The organism is Clostridium cadaveris, assembly GCF_020911725.1.
In the GTDB taxonomy this organism is placed as follows: domain Bacteria; phylum Bacillota; class Clostridia; order Clostridiales; family Clostridiaceae; genus Clostridium_X; species Clostridium_X cadaveris.
Genome location: NZ_CP076620.1, coordinates 2,795,058 through 2,818,797, shown reverse-complemented (window position 1 = coordinate 2,818,797; position 23,740 = coordinate 2,795,058). Strand labels below are relative to the sequence as shown.

General features: G+C 32.5%; 25 protein-coding genes, 7 tRNA genes and 1 riboswitch. Of the genes, 30 read left to right on the top strand and 2 right to left on the bottom strand.

Annotated features, from left to right (window positions below; genetic code table 11):
* Positions 1–5: 5 nt before the first annotated feature.
* The 20 genes from upp (at position 6) to mreB (ending at position 17,899) form a co-directional block, all read left to right on the top strand.
* On the top strand, positions 6–635 hold the full coding sequence (upp, locus tag KQH81_RS13450) for a uracil phosphoribosyltransferase (RefSeq protein WP_230028403.1): 630 nt from the start codon (positions 6–8) through the stop codon (positions 633–635).
* Positions 636–774: 139 nt separating this feature from the next.
* Complete coding sequence (locus KQH81_RS13445) at positions 775–1,263, top strand: deoxycytidylate deaminase (RefSeq protein WP_027638701.1); 489 nt, start codon at positions 775–777, stop codon at positions 1,261–1,263.
* Between the two features lie 26 nt (positions 1,264–1,289).
* Entirely contained in the window at positions 1,290–2,318 is a 1,029-nt protein-coding gene (locus tag KQH81_RS13440) for a glycosyltransferase family 4 protein (RefSeq protein ID WP_230028401.1), read from the top strand.
* A gap of 17 nt (positions 2,319–2,335) precedes the next feature.
* Positions 2,336–3,490 (top strand): non-hydrolyzing UDP-N-acetylglucosamine 2-epimerase, encoded by a 1,155-nt coding sequence (gene wecB, locus KQH81_RS13435; RefSeq protein ID WP_027638703.1) that lies wholly within the window; start codon positions 2,336–2,338, stop codon positions 3,488–3,490.
* A gap of 119 nt (positions 3,491–3,609) precedes the next feature.
* On the top strand, positions 3,610–4,794 hold the full coding sequence (locus KQH81_RS13430) for an acetyl-CoA C-acetyltransferase (RefSeq protein ID WP_022788028.1): 1,185 nt from the start codon (positions 3,610–3,612) through the stop codon (positions 4,792–4,794).
* Between the two features lie 765 nt (positions 4,795–5,559).
* Positions 5,560–5,928 (top strand): hypothetical protein, encoded by a 369-nt coding sequence (locus tag KQH81_RS13425; protein WP_022788029.1) that lies wholly within the window; start codon positions 5,560–5,562, stop codon positions 5,926–5,928.
* A 4-nt stretch (positions 5,929–5,932) separates the two neighbouring features.
* On the top strand, positions 5,933–6,613 hold the full coding sequence (locus KQH81_RS13420) for a F0F1 ATP synthase subunit A (RefSeq protein WP_027638704.1): 681 nt from the start codon (positions 5,933–5,935) through the stop codon (positions 6,611–6,613).
* A 19-nt stretch (positions 6,614–6,632) separates the two neighbouring features.
* Positions 6,633–6,869 carry an ATP synthase F0 subunit C gene (atpE, locus tag KQH81_RS13415; protein WP_027638705.1) on the top strand — a complete coding sequence of 79 codons (237 nt, stop codon included), beginning with the start codon at positions 6,633–6,635 and terminating at the stop codon, positions 6,867–6,869.
* 101 nt (positions 6,870–6,970) lie between these two features.
* Positions 6,971–7,450, top strand: coding sequence for a F0F1 ATP synthase subunit B (locus tag KQH81_RS13410; protein ID WP_027638706.1), 480 nt, complete (start codon positions 6,971–6,973; stop codon positions 7,448–7,450).
* A gap of 1 nt (position 7,451) precedes the next feature.
* A complete protein-coding gene (locus tag KQH81_RS13405; RefSeq protein ID WP_027638707.1) occupies positions 7,452–7,991 on the top strand; it encodes a F0F1 ATP synthase subunit delta in 540 nt (179 codons plus the stop codon).
* A 10-nt stretch (positions 7,992–8,001) separates the two neighbouring features.
* Positions 8,002–9,510: a F0F1 ATP synthase subunit alpha gene (atpA, locus tag KQH81_RS13400; protein WP_027638708.1), complete on the top strand. Its 1,509-nt coding sequence runs from the start codon at positions 8,002–8,004 to the stop codon at positions 9,508–9,510.
* Between the two features lie 47 nt (positions 9,511–9,557).
* On the top strand, positions 9,558–10,412 hold the full coding sequence (atpG, locus tag KQH81_RS13395; protein WP_027638709.1) for an ATP synthase F1 subunit gamma: 855 nt from the start codon (positions 9,558–9,560) through the stop codon (positions 10,410–10,412).
* A gap of 12 nt (positions 10,413–10,424) precedes the next feature.
* Positions 10,425–11,825: a F0F1 ATP synthase subunit beta gene (atpD, locus tag KQH81_RS13390; RefSeq protein ID WP_027638710.1), complete on the top strand. Its 1,401-nt coding sequence runs from the start codon at positions 10,425–10,427 to the stop codon at positions 11,823–11,825.
* A gap of 14 nt (positions 11,826–11,839) precedes the next feature.
* On the top strand, positions 11,840–12,244 hold the full coding sequence (gene atpC / locus KQH81_RS13385) for an ATP synthase F1 subunit epsilon (protein WP_027638711.1): 405 nt from the start codon (positions 11,840–11,842) through the stop codon (positions 12,242–12,244).
* 192 nt (positions 12,245–12,436) lie between these two features.
* A complete protein-coding gene (locus KQH81_RS13380) occupies positions 12,437–13,048 on the top strand; it encodes a YwmB family TATA-box binding protein (RefSeq protein WP_027638712.1) in 612 nt (203 codons plus the stop codon).
* A 20-nt stretch (positions 13,049–13,068) separates the two neighbouring features.
* Entirely contained in the window at positions 13,069–14,328 is a 1,260-nt protein-coding gene (gene murA, locus KQH81_RS13375) for a UDP-N-acetylglucosamine 1-carboxyvinyltransferase (RefSeq protein WP_027638713.1), read from the top strand.
* Positions 14,329–14,451: 123 nt separating this feature from the next.
* Positions 14,452–15,501 carry a stage II sporulation protein D gene (spoIID, locus tag KQH81_RS13370; protein WP_027638714.1) on the top strand — a complete coding sequence of 350 codons (1,050 nt, stop codon included), beginning with the start codon at positions 14,452–14,454 and terminating at the stop codon, positions 15,499–15,501.
* Positions 15,502–15,686: 185 nt separating this feature from the next.
* A complete protein-coding gene (locus KQH81_RS13365) occupies positions 15,687–16,439 on the top strand; it encodes a M23 family metallopeptidase (RefSeq protein ID WP_230028399.1) in 753 nt (250 codons plus the stop codon).
* 82 nt (positions 16,440–16,521) lie between these two features.
* Positions 16,522–16,776 carry a sporulation transcriptional regulator SpoIIID gene (gene spoIIID / locus KQH81_RS13360; RefSeq protein ID WP_027638716.1) on the top strand — a complete coding sequence of 85 codons (255 nt, stop codon included), beginning with the start codon at positions 16,522–16,524 and terminating at the stop codon, positions 16,774–16,776.
* Positions 16,777–16,858: 82 nt separating this feature from the next.
* Entirely contained in the window at positions 16,859–17,899 is a 1,041-nt protein-coding gene (gene mreB / locus KQH81_RS13355) for a rod shape-determining protein (protein WP_027638717.1), read from the top strand.
* A 108-nt stretch (positions 17,900–18,007) separates the two neighbouring features.
* Here mreB and yyaC read toward each other — a convergent pair whose 3' ends face one another.
* Positions 18,008–18,571, bottom strand: a complete 564-nt coding sequence (gene yyaC, locus KQH81_RS13350) for a spore protease YyaC (protein WP_051196239.1) — start codon at positions 18,569–18,571, stop codon at positions 18,008–18,010.
* Positions 18,572–18,693: 122 nt separating this feature from the next.
* Between yyaC and KQH81_RS13345 the strand changes: the two genes are divergently transcribed.
* From KQH81_RS13345 to metK, 10 genes are all read left to right on the top strand, one after another.
* Positions 18,694–19,275, top strand: coding sequence for a hypothetical protein (locus KQH81_RS13345; RefSeq protein ID WP_051196240.1), 582 nt, complete (start codon positions 18,694–18,696; stop codon positions 19,273–19,275).
* 228 nt (positions 19,276–19,503) lie between these two features.
* A tRNA-Tyr gene (locus KQH81_RS13340) sits at positions 19,504–19,589 on the top strand.
* Between the two features lie 7 nt (positions 19,590–19,596).
* A tRNA-Val gene (locus KQH81_RS13335) sits at positions 19,597–19,672 on the top strand.
* A 17-nt stretch (positions 19,673–19,689) separates the two neighbouring features.
* Positions 19,690–19,764: transfer RNA gene (locus tag KQH81_RS13330), tRNA-Thr, on the top strand.
* A gap of 6 nt (positions 19,765–19,770) precedes the next feature.
* Positions 19,771–19,856 (top strand) — tRNA-Tyr (locus tag KQH81_RS13325).
* 9 nt (positions 19,857–19,865) lie between these two features.
* Positions 19,866–19,941, top strand: a tRNA-Val gene (locus tag KQH81_RS13320).
* Between the two features lie 16 nt (positions 19,942–19,957).
* Positions 19,958–20,032: transfer RNA gene (locus tag KQH81_RS13315), tRNA-Thr, on the top strand.
* Positions 20,033–20,039: 7 nt separating this feature from the next.
* Positions 20,040–20,125, top strand: a tRNA-Tyr gene (locus KQH81_RS13310).
* Between the two features lie 359 nt (positions 20,126–20,484).
* Positions 20,485–21,078, top strand: coding sequence for a GNAT family N-acetyltransferase (locus KQH81_RS13305; RefSeq protein WP_230028397.1), 594 nt, complete (start codon positions 20,485–20,487; stop codon positions 21,076–21,078).
* 66 nt (positions 21,079–21,144) lie between these two features.
* Positions 21,145–21,247: riboswitch (SAM riboswitch) on the top strand.
* Between the two features lie 74 nt (positions 21,248–21,321).
* Positions 21,322–22,497 (top strand): methionine adenosyltransferase, encoded by a 1,176-nt coding sequence (gene metK / locus KQH81_RS13300; protein ID WP_230028395.1) that lies wholly within the window; start codon positions 21,322–21,324, stop codon positions 22,495–22,497.
* Between the two features lie 70 nt (positions 22,498–22,567).
* Here the strand turns inward: metK and nagA are convergent, their stop codons facing one another.
* Positions 22,568–23,701 (bottom strand): N-acetylglucosamine-6-phosphate deacetylase, encoded by a 1,134-nt coding sequence (gene nagA, locus KQH81_RS13295; protein WP_027638720.1) that lies wholly within the window; start codon positions 23,699–23,701, stop codon positions 22,568–22,570.
* Between the last annotated feature and the right edge of the window lie 39 nt (positions 23,702–23,740).

Here is a 23,740-nt window from a genome sequence, read left to right as displayed (position 1 = left end):
ATAGAATGAGAAAAGTTATACAAATATCACACCCACTAATACTACACAAATTATCTTTTATAAGAGATAAGAACACTGGATCTAAGGATTTTAGAGATCTTGTAAGCGAAGTTGCTATGCTTATGGCATATGAAGTTACTAGAGATGTACAAACTACGGATATAGAAATAGAAACTCCTATCTGTCAAACTACATGTAAAACTTTAGCAGGTAAGAAAATGGCTATAGTTCCAATATTGAGAGCTGGACTTGGAATGGTGGATGGAATGTTAAATCTAATACCAGCTGCTAAGGTTGGACATATAGGATTATATAGAGATGAAGAAACTTTACAACCAGTTGAGTATTTCTGCAAATTACCTCAGGATATAGAAGAAAGAGATGTTATAGTTGTAGATCCAATGCTTGCTACAGGTGGATCTGCTGCTGATGCTATAACACTTCTTAAGAAAAGAGGAGCAAGAAATATAAAATTAATGGTGCTTATAGCAGCGCCAGAAGGATTAAAAGCTGTTATGGATGTACATCCAGATGTAGATGTATATACTGCTTCTGTTGATGAAAAGCTTAATGAGAATGGGTATATAGTTCCAGGTCTTGGAGATGCAGGAGATAGGTTATTCGGAACAAAGTAAAACTTAAAATTAAAACTTTCTTAAAAAGGCTGTAGAGACCAAGGGTTCTACAGCCCTTTTATTTACTTACAGGGGGATTTAGGGTATAATTTAGGTGTTTAAGTAAATGTATCGAGATAAAAGGAGATTTTAGGGATATATGGATAGAAGAGATAAACATAATTATTATTTAGATATAGCTCAAACTGTTTTAGAAAGAGGAACATGTTTAAGAAGAAATTATGGGTCAATAATAGTAAATAATGATGAAATTATATCAACTGGATATACAGGAGCACCTAGAGGAAGAAAAAACTGTATAGATCTAAATATGTGCATAAGAGAAAAGTTTAAAGTACCAAGGGGTACCCACTACGAATTATGTAGAAGTGTTCATAGTGAAGCAAATGCAATTATAAGTGCTGCTAGAAAGAATATGATAGGAGCTACTTTATATTTAGTAGGAAAGGATTGCGGTACAGGAAAGCTTGTGGAAGATGCCAATTCATGTGCTATGTGTAAGAGGCTTATCATAAATTCAGGAATTAAGCAGGTCATAGTAAGAGTAAGTGGAGATAAGTATAATATAATAGATGTAGAAGATTGGATAAGAGAAGATGATTCTTTAGACATGATTACGGGATACTAAAATAAATTTAGATAGGAAGAATATATATGGGTGATATAAAACTAGCTGTTATATCTTTTCTTATATCTTTAGGCGTAACTCCTTTTGTGAGGAAATTAGCTTTTAAAATAGGAGCTGTAGATGTACCTAAAGAAGCGAGAAAGATTCATAATAAGCCGATGCCTAGAATGGGTGGATTTGCTATTTTTATAGCTTTTGTTTTTGGGCTTGTGATAAGCAAGAGAGCGATAACTACAACGGAGAGAGGAATAATAATAGGAGCCACTGTAATTGTGATAGGTGGAATATTAGATGATGTCATGGATTTAAAGCCAAAGAGCAAACTTGCATTTCAAGTGCTTGCAGCTGTGATTCTTATATTTCATGGCATATACATAAATTCAATAACAAATCCTTTTTCATCTTTGAGTGATGGATTTATAAATATAAATATATTTGCGATTCCAATGACCATAATATGGGTTGTAGGAATTACTAATGCTCTAAATCTAATTGATGGGCTTGACGGGCTTGCAGCAGGAGTTGGTTTTATAGCATCAGTAACTATATACATGGTTGCAATATTGGCTGAAAGAAATAGTGTTGCCACACTTACAGCTATATTAGCTGGATCAATACTAGGATTTTTGCCACATAATTTTAACCCTGCGTCAATATTTATGGGCGATACAGGGTCACAGCTTTTAGGATTTCTTCTTGCTGCTATATCTATGGAAGGAGCGGTTAAGTCAGCTACTACGTTTGTAATAGTAGTACCAATATTAGCTTTAGGACTTCCTATTTATGATACTTTATTTGCTGTTATAAGAAGAAAGGTAAATGGTAAATCTATAATGGAAGCTGATAGAGGACATTTGCACCATAGATTATTAGATTTGGGACTCAGCCAAAGGCAGAGTGTTATAATAATGTATTTAATAAGTGCTTGCCTTGGAGCAATTGCTATACTGGCTATGGAAATAAGTACGAAAAAAGCTTATTTCTTATTAGTTTCGGTTATAGTATTAATTGCTGGAGTAGCGTGGAAAATGGGATTTTTTAAGAAAAGTATTTAGCGTTAGGAGAGAAAATAATGGAAAAAATTAAGATTATGACTATATTTGGAACTAGACCAGAAGCTATCAAGATGGCTCCATTAGTTAAAGAATTAGAAAGCAGAGATGAAATAGAGTCGATAGTATGCGTGACAGCTCAGCATAGGCAGATGCTTGACCAAGTTTTAGATCTTTTTGAGATAACACCTCAATATGATTTAAACATAATGCAGACAAAACAGACTTTAACAGGTATAACTAATAGGGTGCTAGATGGGCTAGAGAAAATATATGATGATGTTGAACCTGATATGATATTAGTTCATGGAGATACTACAACAACATTTGCGGGAGCTTTATCAGCATTTTATAAACAAATTAAGGTTGGGCATGTGGAAGCCGGACTTAGAACATTTGATAAATATTTCCCATTTCCAGAAGAGATGAATAGAAAGCTTACTGGAGCTATAGCTGATTTACACTTTGCTCCAACGCTAGGATCTAAAGCAAACCTTTTAAGAGAAGGTGTAAGTGAAGATCAAGTTATCATAACAGGAAACACAGTAATAGATGCTATGGAGTTTACAGTAGAAGATAATTATAAATTTGATACAGAAGAGCTTAATAATATAGATTTTGAAAATAAAAAAGTAATAATGGTAACAGCCCATAGAAGAGAAAACTGGGGAGAAGGCATAGAAAATATATGTAAGGCTCTAAAGAATATAGTTGAAACTAATGAAGATGTAGAGCTTGTTTATCTTGTCCACTTAAATCCAATAGTTAAAGATGTAGTTTGTAAATATTTAGATAATATGGAGAGAGTACATCTTTTATCCCCACTTGATACAAAAGAGACTCACAATCTTATGAATAAATGCTTTATGGTTATGACAGATTCAGGAGGATTACAAGAGGAAGCGCCTCATCTAGGAAAACCTGTTTTAGTTTTAAGAGATGTTACAGAAAGACCAGAAGCTGTAGAAGCAGGAACTGTAAAATTATTAGGTACGGATTTTGATAGAATATGTGAAGAAGCTAACAAGCTATTAATGGATACAGAGGCTTATAAGAATATGAGCAAGGCTATAAACCCATATGGAGATGGTATGGCCTCAAAGAGAATTGTTGATTCAATACTAAAATACTATAAAATGACCGATAGAATTATTGAAGAGTTTAAAATAAAATAAATTAATTAAGTTTTTTGTAAATTTACATAATTCCCTTGAAGTATTTATAAAAAAAATATATAATACAAGTATGTTAATAATTTATCAATTACATATATATAAATAGGGGGGTCCAAGTTATGAAAGAAGTAGTTATAGCAAGTGCTGTAAGAACAGCGTTAGGAACATTTGGAGGAACGTTAAAATCAACTCCAGCAGTTGATTTAGGAGCTTTAGTAATAAAAGAAGCTTTAGCAAAAGCTGGTGTAAATGCAAGTGAAGTTGATGAAGTTGTAATGGGAAATGTTCTTCAAGCAGGATTAGGACAAAACACAGCTAGACAAGCAACTGTAAAAGCTGGTCTACCAGAAGAAGTTCCAGCAATGACAATAAATAAAGTTTGTGGATCAGGATTAAGAGCAGTAAGCCTTGCTTGCCAAATGATATTAGCAGGAGATGCTGATGTTATAGTTGCAGGTGGAATGGAAAATATGTCAAGAGCTCCATACGTTTTAGATAACGCAAGATGGGGACAAAGAATGAATGATGGAAAAATGGTTGATGAAATGGTAAAAGATGGTCTATGGGAAGCATTCAATGACTATCACATGGGAATAACTGCTGAAAATATAGCTGACCAATGGAATATAACTAGAGAAGAACAAGATGCATTTGCTGCAAAATCTCAACAAAAAGCTGAAGCAGCAATAAAATCAGGAAGATTTAAGGATGAAATAGTTCCAGTTGTTATACCTCAAAGAAAAGGAGATCCAATAGTATTTGATACTGATGAGCATCCTAAATTTGGAACAACAACTGAAAAATTAGCTAAGCTTAGACCAGCATTCAAAAAAGATGGTACAGTTACAGCTGGTAACGCTTCAGGATTAAATGACGGAGCTGCTGCATTAGTTGTAATGTCTGCTGAAAAGGCTAAAGAATTAGGCGTTAAGCCATTAGTTAAAATAGTATCTTATGGATCAAAAGGATTAGATCCAAAGATAATGGGATATGGACCATTCCATGCTACAAAGAAAGCTTTAGAAAAAGCTAACCTAAATGTAGAAGATTTAGATTTAGTAGAAGCAAATGAAGCTTTTGCATCTCAAAGCATAGCTGTATCAAGAGATTTACATTTTGATCTAGAAAAAGTTAATGTTAACGGAGGTGCTATAGCATTAGGACACCCAATTGGAGCTTCAGGAGCTAGAATATTAGTTTCTTTAATCCATGAAATGTTAAAGAGAGAAGATGCTAAAAAAGGTTTAGCAACTCTTTGCATAGGTGGAGGAATGGGAACTGCTGTAATAGTAGAAAAGTGCTAATATATAGATAAAATTTTATAAGTCTTATATAAAAATAAGTGAGAGTACTACTCTCGCTTATTTTTATTGTAATGAATATTATTGCTCTAGGATTAAGAAAGAGAGTATATTAGAATATAAAAATCTTTGTACAAAATAAAGAGTGAAAAAATAAAATTTTAAATCTTTTGATTTTTATCGGGAGATTTAAAATTTTGGGTTTATAAAATTTTAAAATGCATAAAATAAGTTGAAGACAATATTGTAGTCATGTAAAAAAGATGGAAAAAATATATAATCTTTCAAGTGATAATGAAATGGACAGTAACTTATAAAAAAGTAATTATAACTGTATAGCTTGAGATATAACGTATACAGATAGAAGAATAAGAAAAAAATAAAAATAAAAATAAATTTTTCATGAATAATTTACAGTTAAAACCTTCATTTTTCAGATATATAGAAAATATAAAAAATTAATTTGATAAAAATAGCAGTGATATTTATTGAAAGTATTATAAAAAGACTTCGTGAAAACATTTTCTGGTAATCAGTTTCGTAAATGAATAAATTGATACATTTCAGACAAATGCATTAATAAGACTCATAGTATTTAATATGATAGAAAAATGGAAGAAAATAAAGCTAGAAAGATTATTGACTATTAAATATTGGGAAATCCTATGTAAATTGATATATATAGCTGAATTTAAAAAAATATAAGATTTTGTTAAAAAAAAATACAGCTATATAATGAATCAGTAGTCAAGTGGAAGGAGAATTTCCATGGATAAAGTAATTGCCAAAATGATAAATTCAATATTGAAATATAATTTGTACCTAGGTGCCATTTTAGGAATTTATATCTTTATTAACCCGAAACAGGCAGTTTTATTGATTCTTGGACTATTTGTTGGTACTGGGAACTTTATCTTGAGTACCATTGTTAACAGCTATTTTATGAAACCAGAAGGAGCTTTGGGAGCAATAAGATTTATAACTTTTGCAAGAATACTAGTGGTTGTTGCTATAGGAGCTATTATATTTGTATATAATAAGTTAAATGTTCTCTTATATGCTATCGGGTTTACACTTCATTTCATAGGAATAGTTATGTATGGAATTAGAGATTCTCATAAGGAAGGAAGTGAATAAGGGGATGGAGTCAGCAGAGCCTATATTTACTTTTACAGTAGGAAGTATTCCTATTGATATAACCATAAATCTTGTAATTCAATGGATTATAATGATTTTACTAATTGGGGCGGCTTTGTTTTTTTCTAAAAATTTAAAAGAAGTCCCAGATAAAAAACAAACTATTATAGAGAGTTTTGTAGGGTTCATTAGAGGACTGGTAGATGAGAATATGGGAGATGGATATAAAACATTTGTCCCATTTGTTGGAACCATATCAGTTTATCTTCTAGCTATGAATTTTACAGGTCTTATTGGACTAAAACCTCCCACTCAAAGTTACGGTGTAGCATTGAGTATGGGAATTATAACATTCCTTGTAATTCAAGGATATACTATCAAAAAACTTGGACTTTTGCATTATTTTGCAGGATATGGGAAACCTTTTGCAGTAATGCTTCCCTTGAATCTTTTAGAGAGGGTAATGCTTCCTGTATCGCTTAGTTTAAGACTTTTTGGAAACATGTTTGCAGCCACCTATATAATGTCTATGGCCTACAGCAGCTTAGATAAAATAGGATGGATTGCACAAATCGGGCTTCCTATCCCGCTTCACTTATATTTTGATGTGTTTGATGGGACGATCCAAATGATAATATTCTTAATGATATCAATGATTAATATAAAAGTAATAGCTGAACATTAGTTTTAAGGAGGAATTTTAAATGAGTGCTGAAGGATTATTAGCAGTAAAAGCTATCGCGGCAGCAATAGCAGTATTAGTAGGAATAGGAGCAGGTATATCTACAGGGTTATCTACAGGTAAAGCTGTTGAAGCTATCTCAAGACAACCAGAGGCAAGTGGAAAAATAATTAGTGCTCTTTCAATTGGTAATGGATTTGCAGAAGCAACAGCAATTTATGGATTCTTAATTTCTATATTATTACTAGTACTAAAGTAAACACAAAATTTTCTTGAGTAGGACATTAAAGTCCTACTCAAAATTAAAATTACTATAATAATATAAAAAATTAGGCCTGGAAGGGAGGCTTTAATTAAGATATGGGAATAAACTGGTCGGAGTTTACTGGATCATTAGTAAACTTTTTAATCATATATATAATATTGAAAAAGGTGCTTTTTGATAAAGTCAACAAGATTTTAGATGAAAGGCAGAAAAAGACGGAAGAAAGTATAGAAAAAACAAAAGATAGATTAAAAGAAGCAGAGGAAATAAAGTTAAAAAATCAAGAAGAATTAAAGAATATAAAGAGTGAAGGTAAAAAGATAGTTGAAGCTAACAAGAAAAAGGCTAATGACTTATATGATGAAATAATAAATGAAGCTCATAAAGAAGCTAGTCTTATAATGGAAAGAGCTAATACCGAAATTGCAAGAGACAAGAAGAAGGCAGAAGATGAAGTAAAGACTAAAGCTATAGATATAGCTGTTATGCTTTCGGAAAAAGCTATGCAAGAAACCATAGATGAAAAGAAGCATAGAGAAATCATTGATGACTTTATATCTAAGGTAGGTATTTAATATGTATGAGTATCTAGATAGGAGATATGCATTAGCTCTTTATAATGTAGCAGAAGAAAAAGGAAAAGTAGAAGAATATCTTAGCAATCTTAGAGAAATAGTTGAACTTATAGATAACAATGAGGAATTTCAACAGATAATAAAACATCCTCAGATAAGTACTTCAAAAAAGAAAAAGACATTCATAAAGATTTTTAAAGGTCATATAGATGAGGATCTTTTATCCTTCCTTTTAATTCTTATTGAAAAAGATAGAATTCTTTATTTAAAAGAAAAACTTAACGAAATGGAAAAAATTCATCTAGAAAAGATGAATACAATGATAGCAGAAATTAAAACTGTGATTCCTTTAAATGAAGAAGAAAAAGAAAATTTAATACTAAAATTATCTGAAAAATATAAGAAAAATATAGTATTAAAAGAAGAGATAGATGAATCAATAATTGGCGGTGTCTTTGTAAAAGTAGGCAACGATGTAATAGATGGAACTATAAAATCAAGATTAAAAGATATGAAAAAACTAGTTCAGAGTAGGGATTAGAGGTGAAAGCATGAATATCAAACCAGAAGAAATTACTTCTATAATTAAAGGTGAAATAGAGAGATATGAAAAGAAAATACAGACAATTGACTCAGGAACTATCATACAAATTGGAGATGGTATAGCTAGAGTATATGGTTTAGATGAATGCATGGAAGGAGAACTTTTAGAGTTTCCTAGAGGAGTCTATGGAATGGCTTTAAACTTAGAGCAAGATAATGTTGGATGCGTTCTTCTTGGATCTGAGGAAGGCATAAAAGAAGGAGATATAGTAAAGAGAACTGGAAAGATAGTTGATGTTCCAGTTGGTGATGAGCTTATCGGAAGAGTAGTAGATTCATTAGGAGAACCTTTAGATGGGAAAGGACCTATAAAGGCTGATGAAATGAGACCTATAGAAGTTCAAGCACCAGGTGTAATTGATAGACAGTCAGTAAGAGAACCTCTTCAAACAGGTATAAAAGCAATAGACTCTATGGTTCCTATTGGAAAAGGACAGAGAGAACTTATAATAGGGGACAGACAGACTGGAAAAACAGCTATAGCTTTAGATGCAATAATAAATCAAAAAGGAAAAGATGTTATATGTATTTATGTAGCTATAGGACAAAAGCAATCTACAGTAGCTCATATAGTAAATACTCTAAAAGAGATGGGGTCTATGGATTATACTATAGTGGTATCTTCAACAGCATCAGATACAGCACCTCTTCAATTCATCGCTCCTTATGCTGGATGTAGCATGGGAGAATATTTCATGAACAAAGGAAAAGATGTATTGATAGTTTATGATGATTTATCTAAACATGCTGTAGCGTACAGAGCAATGTCATTACTTTTAAGAAGATCTCCAGGTAGAGAAGCTTATCCAGGAGATGTATTCTATATTCATTCAAGACTTTTAGAAAGAGCAGCTAAGCTTTCAGATGAATTAGGTGGTGGATCATTAACTGCACTACCAATAATAGAAACTTTAGCAGGAGATATAACGGCGTACATTCCTACAAATGTTATTTCTATTACTGATGGACAGATTTTCTTAGAGTCAGAATTGTTCTATGCAGGTCAAAGACCAGCTATAAATGCAGGTATATCTGTATCAAGAGTTGGTGGAAATGCTCAAATAAAAGCTATGAAACAAGTATCAGGGACTCTTAGATTAGAACTTGCTCAATATAGAGAACTTGCAGCATTTGCTCAATTTGGATCTGATTTAGATAAAGAATCAAAGAACAGACTTGAAAAAGGTAAGAGACTTACTGCAATATTAAATCAAGGTCAGTATAACCCTATGTCTGTTGAAAATCAAATAATGATTCTTTATGCAGGAGTAAACAATCATCTTATGGATATACCAGTATTGAAGATGAGTGAGTTTGAAAAAGAATTTTTAGAATTTATGAATACTCATCATAGAGATATTGGAAAAGGTATTTTAGAAAAGAAGAAGTTAGATGATGAACTAAAAGAAAAATTAAACTCAGCTATTGATGAATTCAAAAAAATATTTTTAGCTTAGTAAAGCCCATAAGAATATGCGAAATATGAGTTTAAGGAGGTGGGCGTATGGCAGGAGCAGGACTCATAGCCATAAAGAGAAGAATTAAGTCTGTAACCAACACAAAGAAAATAACTAAGGCCATGGGACTTATAGCCACTTCTAAGTTAAGAAAAGTCAAGGTCATCATGGAATTTAATGATAGATATAACACTCAATTAGAGGATATAGAAAAAGATATACTTTCTTTAGTTGATGGACATTCATGTAAATTTATAACAGCAAATTCATCTAATAAGAAATTATATCTGGTATTTACATCTGATTCTGGATTTTGCGGAGGATACAATGGAAATATTGTAAATACTGCACTAGAAACTATAAAAAAAGATAGAGAAAATAATCTTATCATGATATTGGGACAAAAAGGAAGAGAGTATTTAAGACGTTTTAAGTACGAAACTACAGCTGAATATGTGGAACTTTCAGATGTACCTAATATGAAAGAAGCAAGAGTGATAGCAGATGATGTAATAAGGCTTTTTGAAAATGAAGAAGTTGGTGAAGTTTATCTTGTATATACAAAATTTATGTCCTCTGTAAAACAGAATCCTGTGGTAGAAAAACTTCTACCTCTAGAAAAGCCTGAAATTAAAGGTGCAGAAGACAGATTCATATATGAGCCACAACCAAGAAATATGGTAGAAGATGTGGTTAATATGTATATAAGAAGCAAAATATTAAACAGTCTTATGACGGCAAAGCTTAGCGAACACAGTTCTAGAATGACTGCAATGGATGGCGCTAGCAAAAATGCTGATGATATATTAGAAAAATTAAACTTAAAATATAATAGGATTAGGCAGACCTTCATAACTCAAGAAATTACTGAAATAGTGGGAGGAACAGAAGCCCAAAAATAGGAGGGGAAAATAATGCCAGCTAATGTAGGTAAGGTAATACAAATAATAGGACCAGTTATAGATATAAAATTCCAATCAGAATGTCTTCCAAATATACTAAATGCAATAGAAATAGATTTAGAAGATGGAAGAAAAATAATAGCAGAAGTTGAACAGCACGTTGGTGACGATATAATAAGAGCTATAGCAATGGAAGCTACAGAAGGATTAAAAAGAGGGATGTCAGCAGTAGATACTGGAAAGCCAATATCAGTACCTGTTGGAGACGAAGTGCTTGGAAGATTATTTAATGTTTTAGGAAATCCTATAGATGGAAAAGAAGAGTTTAAAACTCCTGAAAAAGCAGCTATTCATAGAAAAGCTCCATCTTTTGAAGAACAGGCAGTATCTCCAGAAATGTTTGAAACTGGAATAAAAGTAATAGATCTTATAGCTCCATACCAAAAAGGTGGAAAGATAGGTTTATTTGGTGGTGCAGGTGTAGGAAAAACTGTACTTATTCAAGAACTTATAAACAATATAGCTAAGGAACATGGTGGATTATCTGTTTTTACAGGAGTAGGAGAAAGAACTAGAGAAGGAAATGACCTTTATAATGAAATGAAAGAGTCAGGTGTTTTAGATAAAACAGCTTTAGTATTTGGACAAATGAATGAGCCGCCAGGAGCGAGAATGAGAGTTGCTCTTACAGGGCTTACTATGTCTGAATATTTCAGAGACAAGGGTCAAGATGTACTTTTATTTATAGATAATATATTTAGATTTATACAAGCAGGTTCAGAAGTATCAGCTCTTCTTGGAAGAATACCAAGTGCTGTTGGATATCAGCCAACACTTGCTACAGAAATGGGAGCTCTTCAAGAAAGAATAACATCAACAACAAATGGATCAATAACATCTGTTCAGGCTGTTTATGTTCCAGCGGATGACTTAACAGACCCGGCCCCAGCGACAACTTTTGCTCACTTAGATGCAACAACAGTTTTATCTAGATCAATAGTTGAGCTTGGAATATACCCAGCTGTTGATCCTCTAGAGTCATCTTCAAGAATGCTTGACCCAAGAGTAGTTGGAGAAGAGCATTATGAAGTAGCTACAAAGGTTAAGCATATACTTGAAAGATATAAAGAACTTCAAGATATAATAGCTATATTAGGAGTAGATGAACTTGCTGATGAAGACAAAATTATAGTATCAAGAGCTAGAAAGATACAAAGATTTTTATCACAGCCATTTACAGTAGCAGAACAATTCACAGGAATGAAAGGTAAATTTGTACCTATAAAAGAAACTATAAGAGGTTTTAAAGGAATATTAGAAGGAAAATATGATGATATTCCTGAATCAGCATTTTTATTTGCAGGAACCATAGATGAAGTAGTAGAAAAAGCTAAGACTCTTATGGAACAGTAAGGATGTGATTAGAGGTGCAAGGAACATTTAAGTTAACTATATTGACGCCCTTAAAGACACTATATAGAGGAACAGTTGTAAAACTTAATTTAAAAAATGAAAAAGGAAGCTTTCAAGTCCTTCACAATCACATACCAATGATAAGTGAGATAGAAACTAATATAACAGAGTTTCAAACAGAAGATGGAGATATAAAAAGATTATTTACATCATTGGGAATGGTAAGGATCGAGAAAAATAAAGTTACTCTACTATGTGAAAGCGGAGAATGGTCTGAAAATATAGATTTTGAGAGAGCGGAATCAGCAAAGAAGAGAGCAGAAGAAAGACTAAATAGGAAAAATGAATCTGGAATAGATATAAAACGAGCTGAAGCTGCTCTTTTAAGAGCTGTAACAAGGCTTGATTTAAGAAGTTAGAAGTTAAAATCTAACTTCTTATTTTTTTGTAACAAATTGCATTGAATGAAATATATTAATAGTATATTGATTCAGATGATTTTATAAAAGAAGGTAGCAGTGTACTTTAAGACATTTTAGAGTTAAAGTAATTACCCATCTTTGTGTATATTATTCAAAAATATGTTAATAATTAGGATGGGAGGGGACAAGATGAGAAATAAATTTATGCTGATTACGTTCTTAATTTTTACTCTTTTTTCTATGCCAAAAACCGAAGAAGATTTTATAAACAGTGCAATTAAAAGTGTTGACGGAACTGTAATAGAAAATGGATCAAGGATAGAAATTAGAAATGCAGGAGATTTTAATAAAAATGAATTAGATGATGTTTTAGCAAAGTATGATGAAAATAAAGTAAGAATTTCAATTGATGAAGAAGCGTTGGAATTAGAAGGTAGAGTTATCATAAATACAACATCTAAGGATAATAGTTTTTCACTTAATAATTTAAATAAAGACATATTAAAACAAGTTACGAGAGAAGATAGAAATATAAAAGTTTTTAGTTATGTGAAAGCACAACTTAAAGATGAGGATTTAGAGCTCTATAAAAATAATTTAGAAAAATATTTAATAAACACAGGAGGAAAGAACATAGAGTTTAGTTCAATTGATTCTGGAGTAACAGGGATAGCTTCGGCTAAGATAGGAAACTCTAAGGAGTTAAACAATACTTTTTTTAATATTAATTTTGCGATAGTGAAATATACTTCAGGAACATATATAATTGTTGGTACTCCAATAATTACATGTGCTTATTAACAATTTTTTTGGAGGATACTATGGAAAAGATTATAATAAAAGGTGGATGTAAACTAAGTGGAGAAATTAATTTAAGTGCTGCTAAAAATGCTGTACTTCCAATTATAGCGGCAAGCATACTTCCAAGTGATACGTGTATTATTGAAGGTGCACCTATGCTGGAAGATGTAAGTGTTTTATGCGATGTCCTTAAAAGTTTAAATGCAGATGTAGTTATAAATAAAGAGCTCGAAGAAATAAGTATAGATTCAAAAAATATTTTCAATACTGATGCAAATAGCGAGCTTATAAGAAAGATGAGAGCATCATTTTTAATAATGGGGCCAATGCTTTCACGTTTTGGACATTTTAGAGTTTCTCTTCCAGGAGGTTGCAACATAGGTTCAAGGCCTATAGATCTTCATCTTAAAGGATTTAAAGCCTTAGGTGCTGATATATATATGGACCATGGTTTTGTAGAAGCTAAAGCGGATAAGCTTGTTGGAAGTGAAATATATTTAGACTTTCCATCAGTAGGAGCGACAGAAAATATAATGATGGCAGCTGTACTAGCAGAGGGAGAGACAATACTTGAAAACTCAGCAGAAGAGCCAGAAATAAAAGATTTGGCAAATTACCTTATATCAATGGGTGCAGATATTGAAGGTGCTGGCACAGATACCATTAGAATTAGAGGAGTAAAAAAATTAAAAGGAACAAAATATAGACCTATTTTTGATAGAATAGAAGCAGGAACTTTTATGATAGCAGGAGCTATTACTAACAGCTGCATAACTATAAATGGAGCGGAAGAAGAATATCTACGCCCTGTAATAGCTAAACTTACAGAGTGTGGAGTAAATATGGATATAAATGAAAAATCTATCACTATAAAGGGCTATAATGAATTAAAGGCTATAGATATAAAAACTATGCCATATCCAGGATTTCCAACAGATATGCAGGCTCAAATGATAGCTTTACTATGTTTAACACCAGGTACAAGTATAGTTACAGAGACTGTATTTGAAAATAGATTTATGCATGCTGCAGAACTTAAGAGAATGGGAGCTAATATAAAAATAGATGGTAGATCTGCAATAATAGAAGGAGTTCCTAAAATAACAGGGTCAGAGGTAAATGCAACAGACCTTAGAGCGGGAGCTGCTCTCGTATTAGCTGGTCTTGCAGCAGAAGGTGTAACTGAAATAGGAGATATATATCATATAGATAGAGGATATGTAAGAATAGAGGAAAAACTTAAGGGTTTAGGAGCAAATATAGAAAGAATTAATAAATGATTTGTATAAAGAGTTTGTTTAATCTTATAAATAATTTAAGATTAAACAAACTTATTTTTTATCATAAATTCTCCTAAAGATTAATAAAATTATATATACTCAATATCTAAGAGGGGGAAGCAGATGAAAAATAGAATACTTGTTTTAAAACTTAGAGATATACTTATAGTATCTATATTGCTATTATCTTTTATTATTGGATTACCATTACTTCTTTTAAAAGATAAAGATGGAAAAGTAAATCAAACTGATGAATCCGAAAAAGCTACAATTTCGATTGAAAATGATTCTCATATAGTTAATACTGATGAAGTAAAAAAATTATATAAGTCTATGATAAAGGTATATAAAACTAAAGAAAATAAAGTTGTAGAATTGCCTATCGAAGAGTACATAAAGGGAGTTGTAGCATCTGAAATGCCTGCTAACTTTGAAGAAGAGGCTTTAAAATCACAAGCAGTAGCTGCAAGAACTTATACATTATCTAAGCTGCTTCATAAGTGCAGTAACGCTAAAGGAGCTGATTTATGCGATACTACTCACTGTCAGGTATATACAGACAAAGATAAGCGTATAGAAAGCTGGGGGAAGGCTCATGGAAGTGAATATTGGGATAAAATAAGTAAAGCTGTAGATGAAACTCAAGGTGAAACTTTGTTTTACAACGATGGTTTAGTACTTAGGGCTCAGTACTTTGCTATAAGTGGAGGGAGAACAGAAAATATAGAAGATGTTTTTGGAAGTGAAGAACCATATCTAAAATCTGTTTCCAGTGAAGGAGAAGAGATTGCAGGCAAATACAAAACTACTGTAGAGATGAGCATAAATGATTTTATAAATAAGGTAAACAGTGCTTATCCGAAAGCAAAACTTACCTCAAAGGGAATTTCATCTGTAAAAATAATAAGCAGGACTGAAGGGGGAAGCGTCAAAAGTATGTCAGTTGGATCAGAGGAAACAAGTGGTAAAAACTTTAGAAAAGCTTTGGGATTGAACTCGGCTAATTTTAATATAAAGTTTGACAGTAAAAAAGTATATATAGAATGTAGGGGATACGGCCATGGTGTTGGGATGAGTCAGTGGGGAGCAAATGTAATGGCTAAGGAAGGAAAAAATTACAAAGATATATTGACTCATTACTATAGTGGGGTAGATATAGTAAAAATTGAATAGATGCTTGAATAATTAAGGTATGACGAAAGTTGTACCTTTTTTTTATTTTTCGATAAGTAATTTAAAAACAAAAGGAGTAGGAGAAAAATATTTAAAGAAAAATGTAGAAAAAAATCTTATAAAACTTGGCTTTTATGTGAATTAAATTCTATAAGTGGGCAAAAATGATGAATGGAGGTGTTCATATGGACAAAAATTCACAGGACAAATCATCTAAATTTTTTAAGAAGGAGGGTTTCTACGTAGTATTATTTGTATGTTTATGCATTATCGCTGTGGCCACAGCTTTTGGCATTAGAAATGCAAGAATAGCTAAGAAGCCAGTAGCTACAGATGTTAGTAGTATAAATTCAGAAGATAAAAATGTAGCGTCATTAGATATAGATGACACAAAAGAAACTATTAACAATGCCACAGAAGCGAAAAATGATAAATCTACAAAGAATTCAGCTGTTGCTGATAGCGAAAAAGAAAACAAGTCTGCTGCTGTAGCAAATACTAATACAGGAAAATTTATTAATCCTGTTGATGGAACTCTTGTAAAGACTTTTTCTAACGAAACTCAATATTGTGAAACTTTAGGCACATGGAGAACTCACTTTGGAATAGATATCAAAGCAGATCTAGGAAAAACAGTTAAGGCTGTTCAAGAAGGTGTAGTTACTAAAGTTGCTAATGACAACACTGAATATGGTCAGTATGTTGAAATAAAGCATCCTAATGGATTAGTAACTAGATATGGAAACTTAGATACAAAGGTTTCTGTCAAAGTAAATGCCAAGGTTAAGCAAGGAGATGCTATTGGCACAGTAGGAAAGACTTCTGGAAATTACTCCAATGAGAAATATGGATCACATCTTCATTTCCAAGTTCTAAAAGATGGAAAAGATGTAGACCCTGCTAAATATGTTTCATATAAAGAAACAGCAAGTAAATAAAAGACATTCTCCAGAATAAATAAATTTATTCTGGAGAATAAATTTCATTAAAAATAAAGAGAGCAATTAGGGAGGTAGTATTTTGAAAGACTACATTGAAGAAAGAGTTTTAGAGGTTGCTCAATATATAATAGATTCAAAGGCAACCATAAGAAAAACTGCAAAAGCTTTTGGGGTAAGCAAAAGTACAATACACAAGGATATGACAGAAAGGCTTCCAAAAATAAATCCTGTTATAGCCAAAGAAGCTAAAGAGATATTAGAACTTAATAAAGCAGAGCGTCATATAAGAGGCGGAAAAGCCACAAAATTAAAATACAAAGCTATTGAAGGATAAAGTCATTAAATGTATAATTATAATGATAAAATTAAAAAGATGATGTAATTTTTAGATAATTTGTATTTAGGAGTGAAATAAGATGTGGTTTTGGAGTATGGGAGCTGATATGGGTATAGACCTAGGTACTGCTACAGTACTTGTGTTTATAAAAGGAAAAGGGGTAGTTTTAAATGAACCTTCAGTAGTAGCTTTAGATAAAAATAGTAATAAAGTGTTGGCTGTTGGTGAAGACGCAAGAAAAATGATAGGAAGAACTCCAGGGAATATAGTGGCAGTAAGGCCTTTAAGAGATGGGGTTATATCTGATTATGATACAACAGAAAAAATGCTGAAATATTTTATAAAGAAAGCTTGTGGCAAGAAGAGAATATCTGCTCCAAAGGTAATGGTATGTATACCAAGCAAAGCCACAGAAGTAGAAAAACGTGCTGTAAAAGATGCTGCAGTGCATGCTGGAGCAAAGAAAGTATTTTTGATAGAAGAGCCTTTAGCAGCTGCGATTGGAGCCGGAATGGATATAACTATTCCAAGTGGTAACATGGTAATAGATATAGGAGGCGGTACTACTGATATCGCAGTTATATCATTAGGTGGAATAGTTGTAAGAGATTCTTTAAAAGTGGCTGGGGACAAGTTTGATGAGGCTATAATGAAATATATAAGAAAGAAATATAAACTTATGATTGGTGAAAGAACAGCGGAGAACATTAAAATAGGTGTTGGATCTGCATGTTTAGATGTAGATGATGAAATAAAAACTATGGATATAAAAGGAAGAGATCTTGTTACAGGGCTTCCTAAAAATATATCTATTTCATCAGAAGAAATGGTTGAAGCACTAGATGAATCTGTTAATTATATTGCAGAATGTGCCCATGCTGTACTAGAGAAGACTCCACCAGAATTAGCGGCTGATATAGCTGAAAAAGGAATACTAATGACTGGTGGAGGAGCTTTGCTAAATGGACTGGACAAGCTATTATCTAAAATAACTCATGTTCCTGTAACTATAGCAGAGTCATCTGTAGAATGTGTTGCAGAAGGAACGGGTAAGGTTTTAGAGTACATAGACAAAATAGATGTAACGTTAAATGATGGAGAAGTTGCATTAATAGATTAGAAATTCATAATAAATATTGTTTAAAAATATAAAAAATCCTTTCATCAGTATAAAAGATTATGGTGAGAGGATTTTTTATGACATTGAAGTTTAAAATGAATAGAGAATTTAAATGAAGTTTCTTTCTATTGACTCTAGAGATATATCATTTTCAATATCTAAAGATAATACATGAAATAGAGATTGGACTATAACTCTAGCCATATCTATTATTAGGGAAAGTCTTATATTTCTGCTAGTAAAAAGTTCCGAATTATCACTGCTATCTACAATTCCAACTATAGATATATCTCCTACATCAGGAAGTACTTTTCCAACCCCTTTTCCAGGATGAATGGCGTAATCTCTACAATGAAGTTGACCTATGGAATTTATATCTCCTAAGCAAGCATCTATAGCAAGAATATTGCCTTTAGGATGCTTGCTTTTTATATCATTCACATTTTTTTCTAAGTTAAGAGCGTGTATAGGATGATGGATAGTACCATATACATCTAATGGAAAGCCTTTATGATTGAGCAATGACCCAACTAGTGGACCAAGACAATCACCTATGCATCTATCAGTACCTATACATATTATTATAGTATCTTTATTGACGTATTTCTTTAAAAAAAATGCCATATCATAATATGCCATTTCATCTTTATAATTGACTTTTATTTTGTTCAAGCATCAGCACCTCCCTTGTAGTAATTTATATGAATAATATTTAAAGATTATTAGCCTATTGAATAAATTTTAAAGACTAAGTTAATTATTATAAATGTATTTGTTTATAAGGAGGCGTCATGATGAATAAGAAATTATTATACTGCATTTTAATAATGTGTACTCTTATAACATCAGTAACTATTGTTTATATACTTTCATCTGATTTTATAAATAATGACAAGGTAGAAGAAATTGTAGAGGTGAAAAATGAAACTCCTCAAGAAACTAAAAAAGAAGCCTTAAATCAAACTGCAGAAGCAGAGGGAAAAAAGCAAAGTGAAAAGAAGAATGAGGCTGATAAAATAGTAAAAGAGACGAAAAACAATGAAACAACAAAAGAATCTAAAGTACAGGAGTCTCCACAAAAAAATGTTGCTAGCACAAGTAAAAAAGAAGAAGCAAAATCTGTATTTAAAGTTAATGCAGGAACTATAGAAAAGAGTTTAAGTACAATGGACAAAGCAAAACTTTTATTTATAGGAAGTAAGCTTTCCACAGTGGATGAAGGAAGGGTAAAGGATTATCTTTCCGACAATGATCGAGAAGAGGGCGTTAAGAAAGCATATAAACTGTTGAAACAGAGATTAGACGATGATGATATTAATAAGGTGAAAGAAATTTTGGAAAAATACATAAATATAGATGTAGTGGAGAATCAGTAAATATTTTATTAATACATTATGTCGAAAATGATAATTGGATTATAATAGAGAATTTATGAGAATATATTAGAAAAAAAACTATAATTTCGTATAATAGCTTAAAATGATGTTTGAAATAAAGTCGATAAATTAGTATACTAATCTTCGTCGGTAAGAACTGATTTAGTAAGAAGTTCTGAGATATAGGCTGAAGAATAAATTGAGTAATTAGTTTATTCTCAATAATGTGGAGGAGTTCCCGAGTGGCCAAAGGGGGCAGACTGTAAATCTGTTATCGTTCGATTTCGATGGTTCGAATCCGTCCTCCTCCACCACCAAAGTGGGCGCATAGCTCAGCTGGGAGAGCATCTGCCTTACAAGCAGAGGGTCACAGGTTCGAGCCCTGTTGTGCCCACCACTTTGAAAAAATAATATGCTGGCATGGCTCAATGGCAGAGCAGCTGACTTGTAATCAGCAGGTTGTAGGTTCGACTCCTATTGCCAGCTCCAAAAAGTGGAGGAGTTCCCGAGTGGCCAAAGGGGGCAGACTGTAAATCTGTTATCGTTCGATTTCGATGGTTCGAATCCGTCCTCCTCCACCATTTTAAAATGGGCGCATAGCTCAGCTGGGAGAGCATCTGCCTTACAAGCAGAGGGTCACAGGTTCGAGCCCTGTTGTGCCCACCATTTTAAAAAATAATATGCTGGCATGGCTCAATGGCAGAGCAGCTGACTTGTAATCAGCAGGTTGTAGGTTCGACTCCTATTGCCAGCTCCATAATTATGGAGGAGTTCCCGAGTGGCCAAAGGGGGCAGACTGTAAATCTGTTATCGTTCGATTTCGATGGTTCGAATCCGTCCTCCTCCACCAAAAGAAACTCATTATAAGATGAGCTAAATGAACTCCGATAAGATCGGAGTTTTCGTTTTTATTAAAATAAATATGTAATAATTAAAGTTAATCTCATGAGCAGAATATGTTCATGAGATTTTTTGTTTTACGTTTTCAGGTATTTAGATAATAAACTTTAAGGACAAATGGTTTATTTTTGAAAAAAATATTAATTTTAAATAAGGTGATTTAGTACTTAAAATTTAGCAAGTTAATGAAAGAATGAAAGACAAGATAGTTATATAATTAAAAAAGAAAATCTGATATAAAGTTTAAAGTTACTCTTGAGTACATCTTGGTGATTGAATCTTTATAGTAAAAATGGAGAGTGGAATTTAATGTGTGCCTTAAGGATAAGGAAGGCTAAAAAAAGTGACGTAAGAAAAGTAGCAGAATTAGTTTATACAACGGAGGATGACCCCAGTTTGTTGTGGGGAGGAGATTCAAAGGAAGATTGCTTAGACAATCTATGTAGTCTTATAAAAAGCAGGGGTTCGAGGTATAGCCTTGAGTATATATCTGTAGCAGAATACAATGGAGAAGTTGAAGGTATGATTATACTGATTCCATATGAAAGATTTCGAAAGTTATCTTCTAATACAGATAAAATTGTTTTAAAGAAAACAAAAGGAATTCTAAAAAAACTAAAATTTTTTATAGATCAATTTAGATATTTTAGAATTGAAGAATGTGAAAAAGGAGAATTTTATATAGCTAATATAGCAACTTCTGATAATGTAAGAGGTCTTGGCATAGGTAAAAGGCTTATGTATCATGCTGAAACAGAAGCTAAAAATCAAAATAAAAGTGTGTGTTCTCTTATAGCAAAAGACGAATTTGTAGAAAAGTTCTATAAAAAGATAAATTATGATACGATAGTAGATAAATCCATACTGGGTCATAGAATCATAAAGATGGTAAAAACTATATAGTATAAAGTGTGTTGACTTGGATTTATTATGGTGTTATAATAAATCAGAATTAAAATTTAATAAAAACTCTTATCCAGAGAGGTGGAGGGAAATGGCCCGATGAAACCCGGCAACCTGTGCTTTCGTGCACAAAGGTGCCAATTCCAGCAGCTATGCTGCAAGATAAGAGAGAGTCAGGTATATTGAATCTCTTCTTATCGAAGAGATTTTTATTTTTGAATAAAGAAAAGGAGAGTAGAAAAAATGAGAGCATTATTCACATCAGAATCAGTTACTGAAGGACATCCAGATAAAATATGTGACCAAGTATCAGATGCTATACTTGATGCTATTTTGGAGAATGACCCTAATGCAAGAGTAGCTTGTGAAACAGCAGTTACAACAGGAATGGTTATGGTTATGGGAGAAATAACTACAAAATGTTATGTAGATATTCCAAAGGTTGTCAGAAATACAATAGAAGATATAGGTTATGTAAGAGCTAAATATGGATTTGACTCTGATACATGTGCGGTTTTAACATCAATAGATGAGCAGTCAGGTGATATAGCTATGGGAGTAGATGAAGCTCTAGAGTCTAAATCAGGACAAATGGAAAATGTAGATGCCATTGGAGCTGGAGACCAAGGTATGATGTTTGGATTTGCAACAAACGAGACAGAGGAGTATATGCCATTACCGATATCAATGGCTCATAAGCTATCTAGAAGACTATCAGAAGTTAGAAAAAACGGAACTTTAGAATACTTAAGACCAGACGGAAAGACTCAGGTTACAGTAGAATATGAGGATAATAAGCCAGTTAGAATAGATACTATAGTAATTTCAACTCAACATGGACCAGAAATAACTAGAGAGCAGATTGAAAAAGACTTAATGGAAAATGTAATAAAGCCTGTAGTTCCAAGTGAATTATTAGACGAAAATACTAAATACTTTATCAATCCTACTGGGAGATTCGTTATAGGGGGACCTCAAGGGGACTCTGGACTTACAGGAAGAAAGATAATAGTTGATACTTATGGCGGATACGGAAGACACGGTGGTGGAGCGTTCTCAGGAAAAGACCCTACAAAGGTTGATAGATCTGCTGCTTATGCTGCAAGATGGGTTGCTAAGAACTTAGTTGCTGCAGGAGTTGCTGATAAGATAGAAATTCAGCTTGCTTATGCTATAGGAGTTGCTAAGCCAGTTTCAGTATTTGTTGATACTTTTGGAACAGGAAAGATAAGCGATGACAAGATAGCTAACATAGTAAACAAGGTATTTGATTTAAGACCAGCTGCAATTATAAAAGAATTGGATCTAAGAAGACCTATCTACAAACAAGTTGCTGCATATGGCCATTTTGGAAGACTAGACTTAAATCTTCCATGGGAACAATTAAACAAAGTTGAAGAAATAAAGAAATATTTATAATATAAGAAAATCAGCAGGAAGTTTTAGCATAACGCCAAACTTCTGCTGATTTTTTATATTGCTTTTAACTTTACTTGATAACTTTTCCGTTTATTATAACTTTCTTTATATCAATATCCTCATCAAATATAACTATGTCTGCATCATAACCTTCTTTTATTAAACCTTTTTTATCATCAACCATACAGAATTTTGCAGGGTTTAAAGTTGCCATCTTTACAACTTCATATAATTCATAACGAGTGTTTGAATAAACATTCTTTATAGCTTTGTCTAGTGTAAGTATAGAACCTGCTAAAGAACCATTTTCAAGTCTTGCAGCTCCACTCTTTACAAATACGTCTTGACCACCTAGAGCGTACTTTCCATCAGGCATACAGCAGGCCATCATAGCATCTGTTATAAGCATAACCTTATCAGTTGTCTTTTGTGCGTAAGCAATTCTTAAAGATGGGAAACTTATATGGACTCCATCAGATATCGTTTCTGTTGTAATATCAGTATCAAAGGTCGCACCTACTACTCCAGCCTCTCTGTGATGAAGAGGTGTCATAGCATTGAAAAGGTGTGTTGAATGACATACACCACATTTTATACCTTCAATAGCTTCATCATAAGTAGCTTTAGTATGGCCCATAGAAACTTTTATATTGTTGTCAGCTAAGAATCTTATAAGTTCATGAGCGCCATCCACTTCTGGAGCTAGAGTTATGCTTGTCACCGCATCCATATTATTTCCAACTATAGCCTTGAAGTTTTCGATTGATGGAGAAGCTATGAAATTAGGATTTTGAGCTCCAATCATAGAAGGATTTATAAATGGCCCTTCTAGGTGAGCACCAAGAACATTAGCTCCATCTGTTCCATTTAGTTTAGCTTTTTTTATAACCTCTAAAGATTTTAAAATATCTTCCTTTGAGCATGTCATAGTTGTTGGAAGAAAAGAAGTTGTACCATGAGTACATATTGTTTTTGCAATAGAATTTATGGCATCATAAGTACCATCCATAGTATCATATCCACCAGCACCGTGGATATGTATATCGATAAATCCAGGAGCAGCATAAAGACCGTTTCCTTCTATAATTTCACCAGAATAATCATTTAGTGATGGATTAATTTCTTTTATTTTTCCATTCTCTATTAATAAAGAACCTTCTTTAATGTGGTCACTAAAAATTAATTTACAATTTCTAATTAGCATTTATATCACCTCAATACAATTTTAATTTTTGACAATTAA

Excerpts from the sequence above, each read along its gene's own strand:
- metK (WP_230028395.1), top strand. The coding sequence starts at position 21,322 with ATGAGAGCATTATTCACATCAGAATCAGTTACTGAAGGACATCCAGAT.
- atpG (WP_027638709.1), top strand. The coding sequence starts at position 9,558 with ATGGCAGGAGCAGGACTCATAGCCATAAAGAGAAGAATTAAGTCTGTA.
- KQH81_RS13425 (WP_022788029.1), top strand. The coding sequence starts at position 5,560 with ATGGATAAAGTAATTGCCAAAATGATAAATTCAATATTGAAATATAAT.
- nagA (WP_027638720.1), bottom strand. The coding sequence starts at position 23,701 with ATGCTAATTAGAAATTGTAAATTAATTTTTAGTGACCACATTAAAGAA.
- wecB (WP_027638703.1), top strand. The coding sequence starts at position 2,336 with ATGGAAAAAATTAAGATTATGACTATATTTGGAACTAGACCAGAAGCT.
- atpD (WP_027638710.1), top strand. The coding sequence starts at position 10,425 with ATGCCAGCTAATGTAGGTAAGGTAATACAAATAATAGGACCAGTTATA.
- atpA (WP_027638708.1), top strand. The coding sequence starts at position 8,002 with ATGAATATCAAACCAGAAGAAATTACTTCTATAATTAAAGGTGAAATA.
- KQH81_RS13440 (WP_230028401.1), top strand. The coding sequence starts at position 1,290 with ATGGGTGATATAAAACTAGCTGTTATATCTTTTCTTATATCTTTAGGC.
- atpE (WP_027638705.1), top strand. The coding sequence starts at position 6,633 with ATGAGTGCTGAAGGATTATTAGCAGTAAAAGCTATCGCGGCAGCAATA.
- upp (WP_230028403.1), top strand. The coding sequence starts at position 6 with ATGAGAAAAGTTATACAAATATCACACCCACTAATACTACACAAATTA.
- KQH81_RS13405 (WP_027638707.1), top strand. The coding sequence starts at position 7,452 with ATGTATGAGTATCTAGATAGGAGATATGCATTAGCTCTTTATAATGTA.
- KQH81_RS13345 (WP_051196240.1), top strand. The coding sequence starts at position 18,694 with ATGAATAAGAAATTATTATACTGCATTTTAATAATGTGTACTCTTATA.
- spoIID (WP_027638714.1), top strand. The coding sequence starts at position 14,452 with ATGAAAAATAGAATACTTGTTTTAAAACTTAGAGATATACTTATAGTA.
- mreB (WP_027638717.1), top strand. The coding sequence starts at position 16,859 with ATGTGGTTTTGGAGTATGGGAGCTGATATGGGTATAGACCTAGGTACT.
- KQH81_RS13430 (WP_022788028.1), top strand. The coding sequence starts at position 3,610 with ATGAAAGAAGTAGTTATAGCAAGTGCTGTAAGAACAGCGTTAGGAACA.
- KQH81_RS13365 (WP_230028399.1), top strand. The coding sequence starts at position 15,687 with ATGGACAAAAATTCACAGGACAAATCATCTAAATTTTTTAAGAAGGAG.
- KQH81_RS13445 (WP_027638701.1), top strand. The coding sequence starts at position 775 with ATGGATAGAAGAGATAAACATAATTATTATTTAGATATAGCTCAAACT.
- KQH81_RS13380 (WP_027638712.1), top strand. The coding sequence starts at position 12,437 with ATGAGAAATAAATTTATGCTGATTACGTTCTTAATTTTTACTCTTTTT.
- murA (WP_027638713.1), top strand. The coding sequence starts at position 13,069 with ATGGAAAAGATTATAATAAAAGGTGGATGTAAACTAAGTGGAGAAATT.
- KQH81_RS13410 (WP_027638706.1), top strand. The coding sequence starts at position 6,971 with ATGGGAATAAACTGGTCGGAGTTTACTGGATCATTAGTAAACTTTTTA.
- KQH81_RS13305 (WP_230028397.1), top strand. The coding sequence starts at position 20,485 with ATGTGTGCCTTAAGGATAAGGAAGGCTAAAAAAAGTGACGTAAGAAAA.
- KQH81_RS13420 (WP_027638704.1), top strand. The coding sequence starts at position 5,933 with ATGGAGTCAGCAGAGCCTATATTTACTTTTACAGTAGGAAGTATTCCT.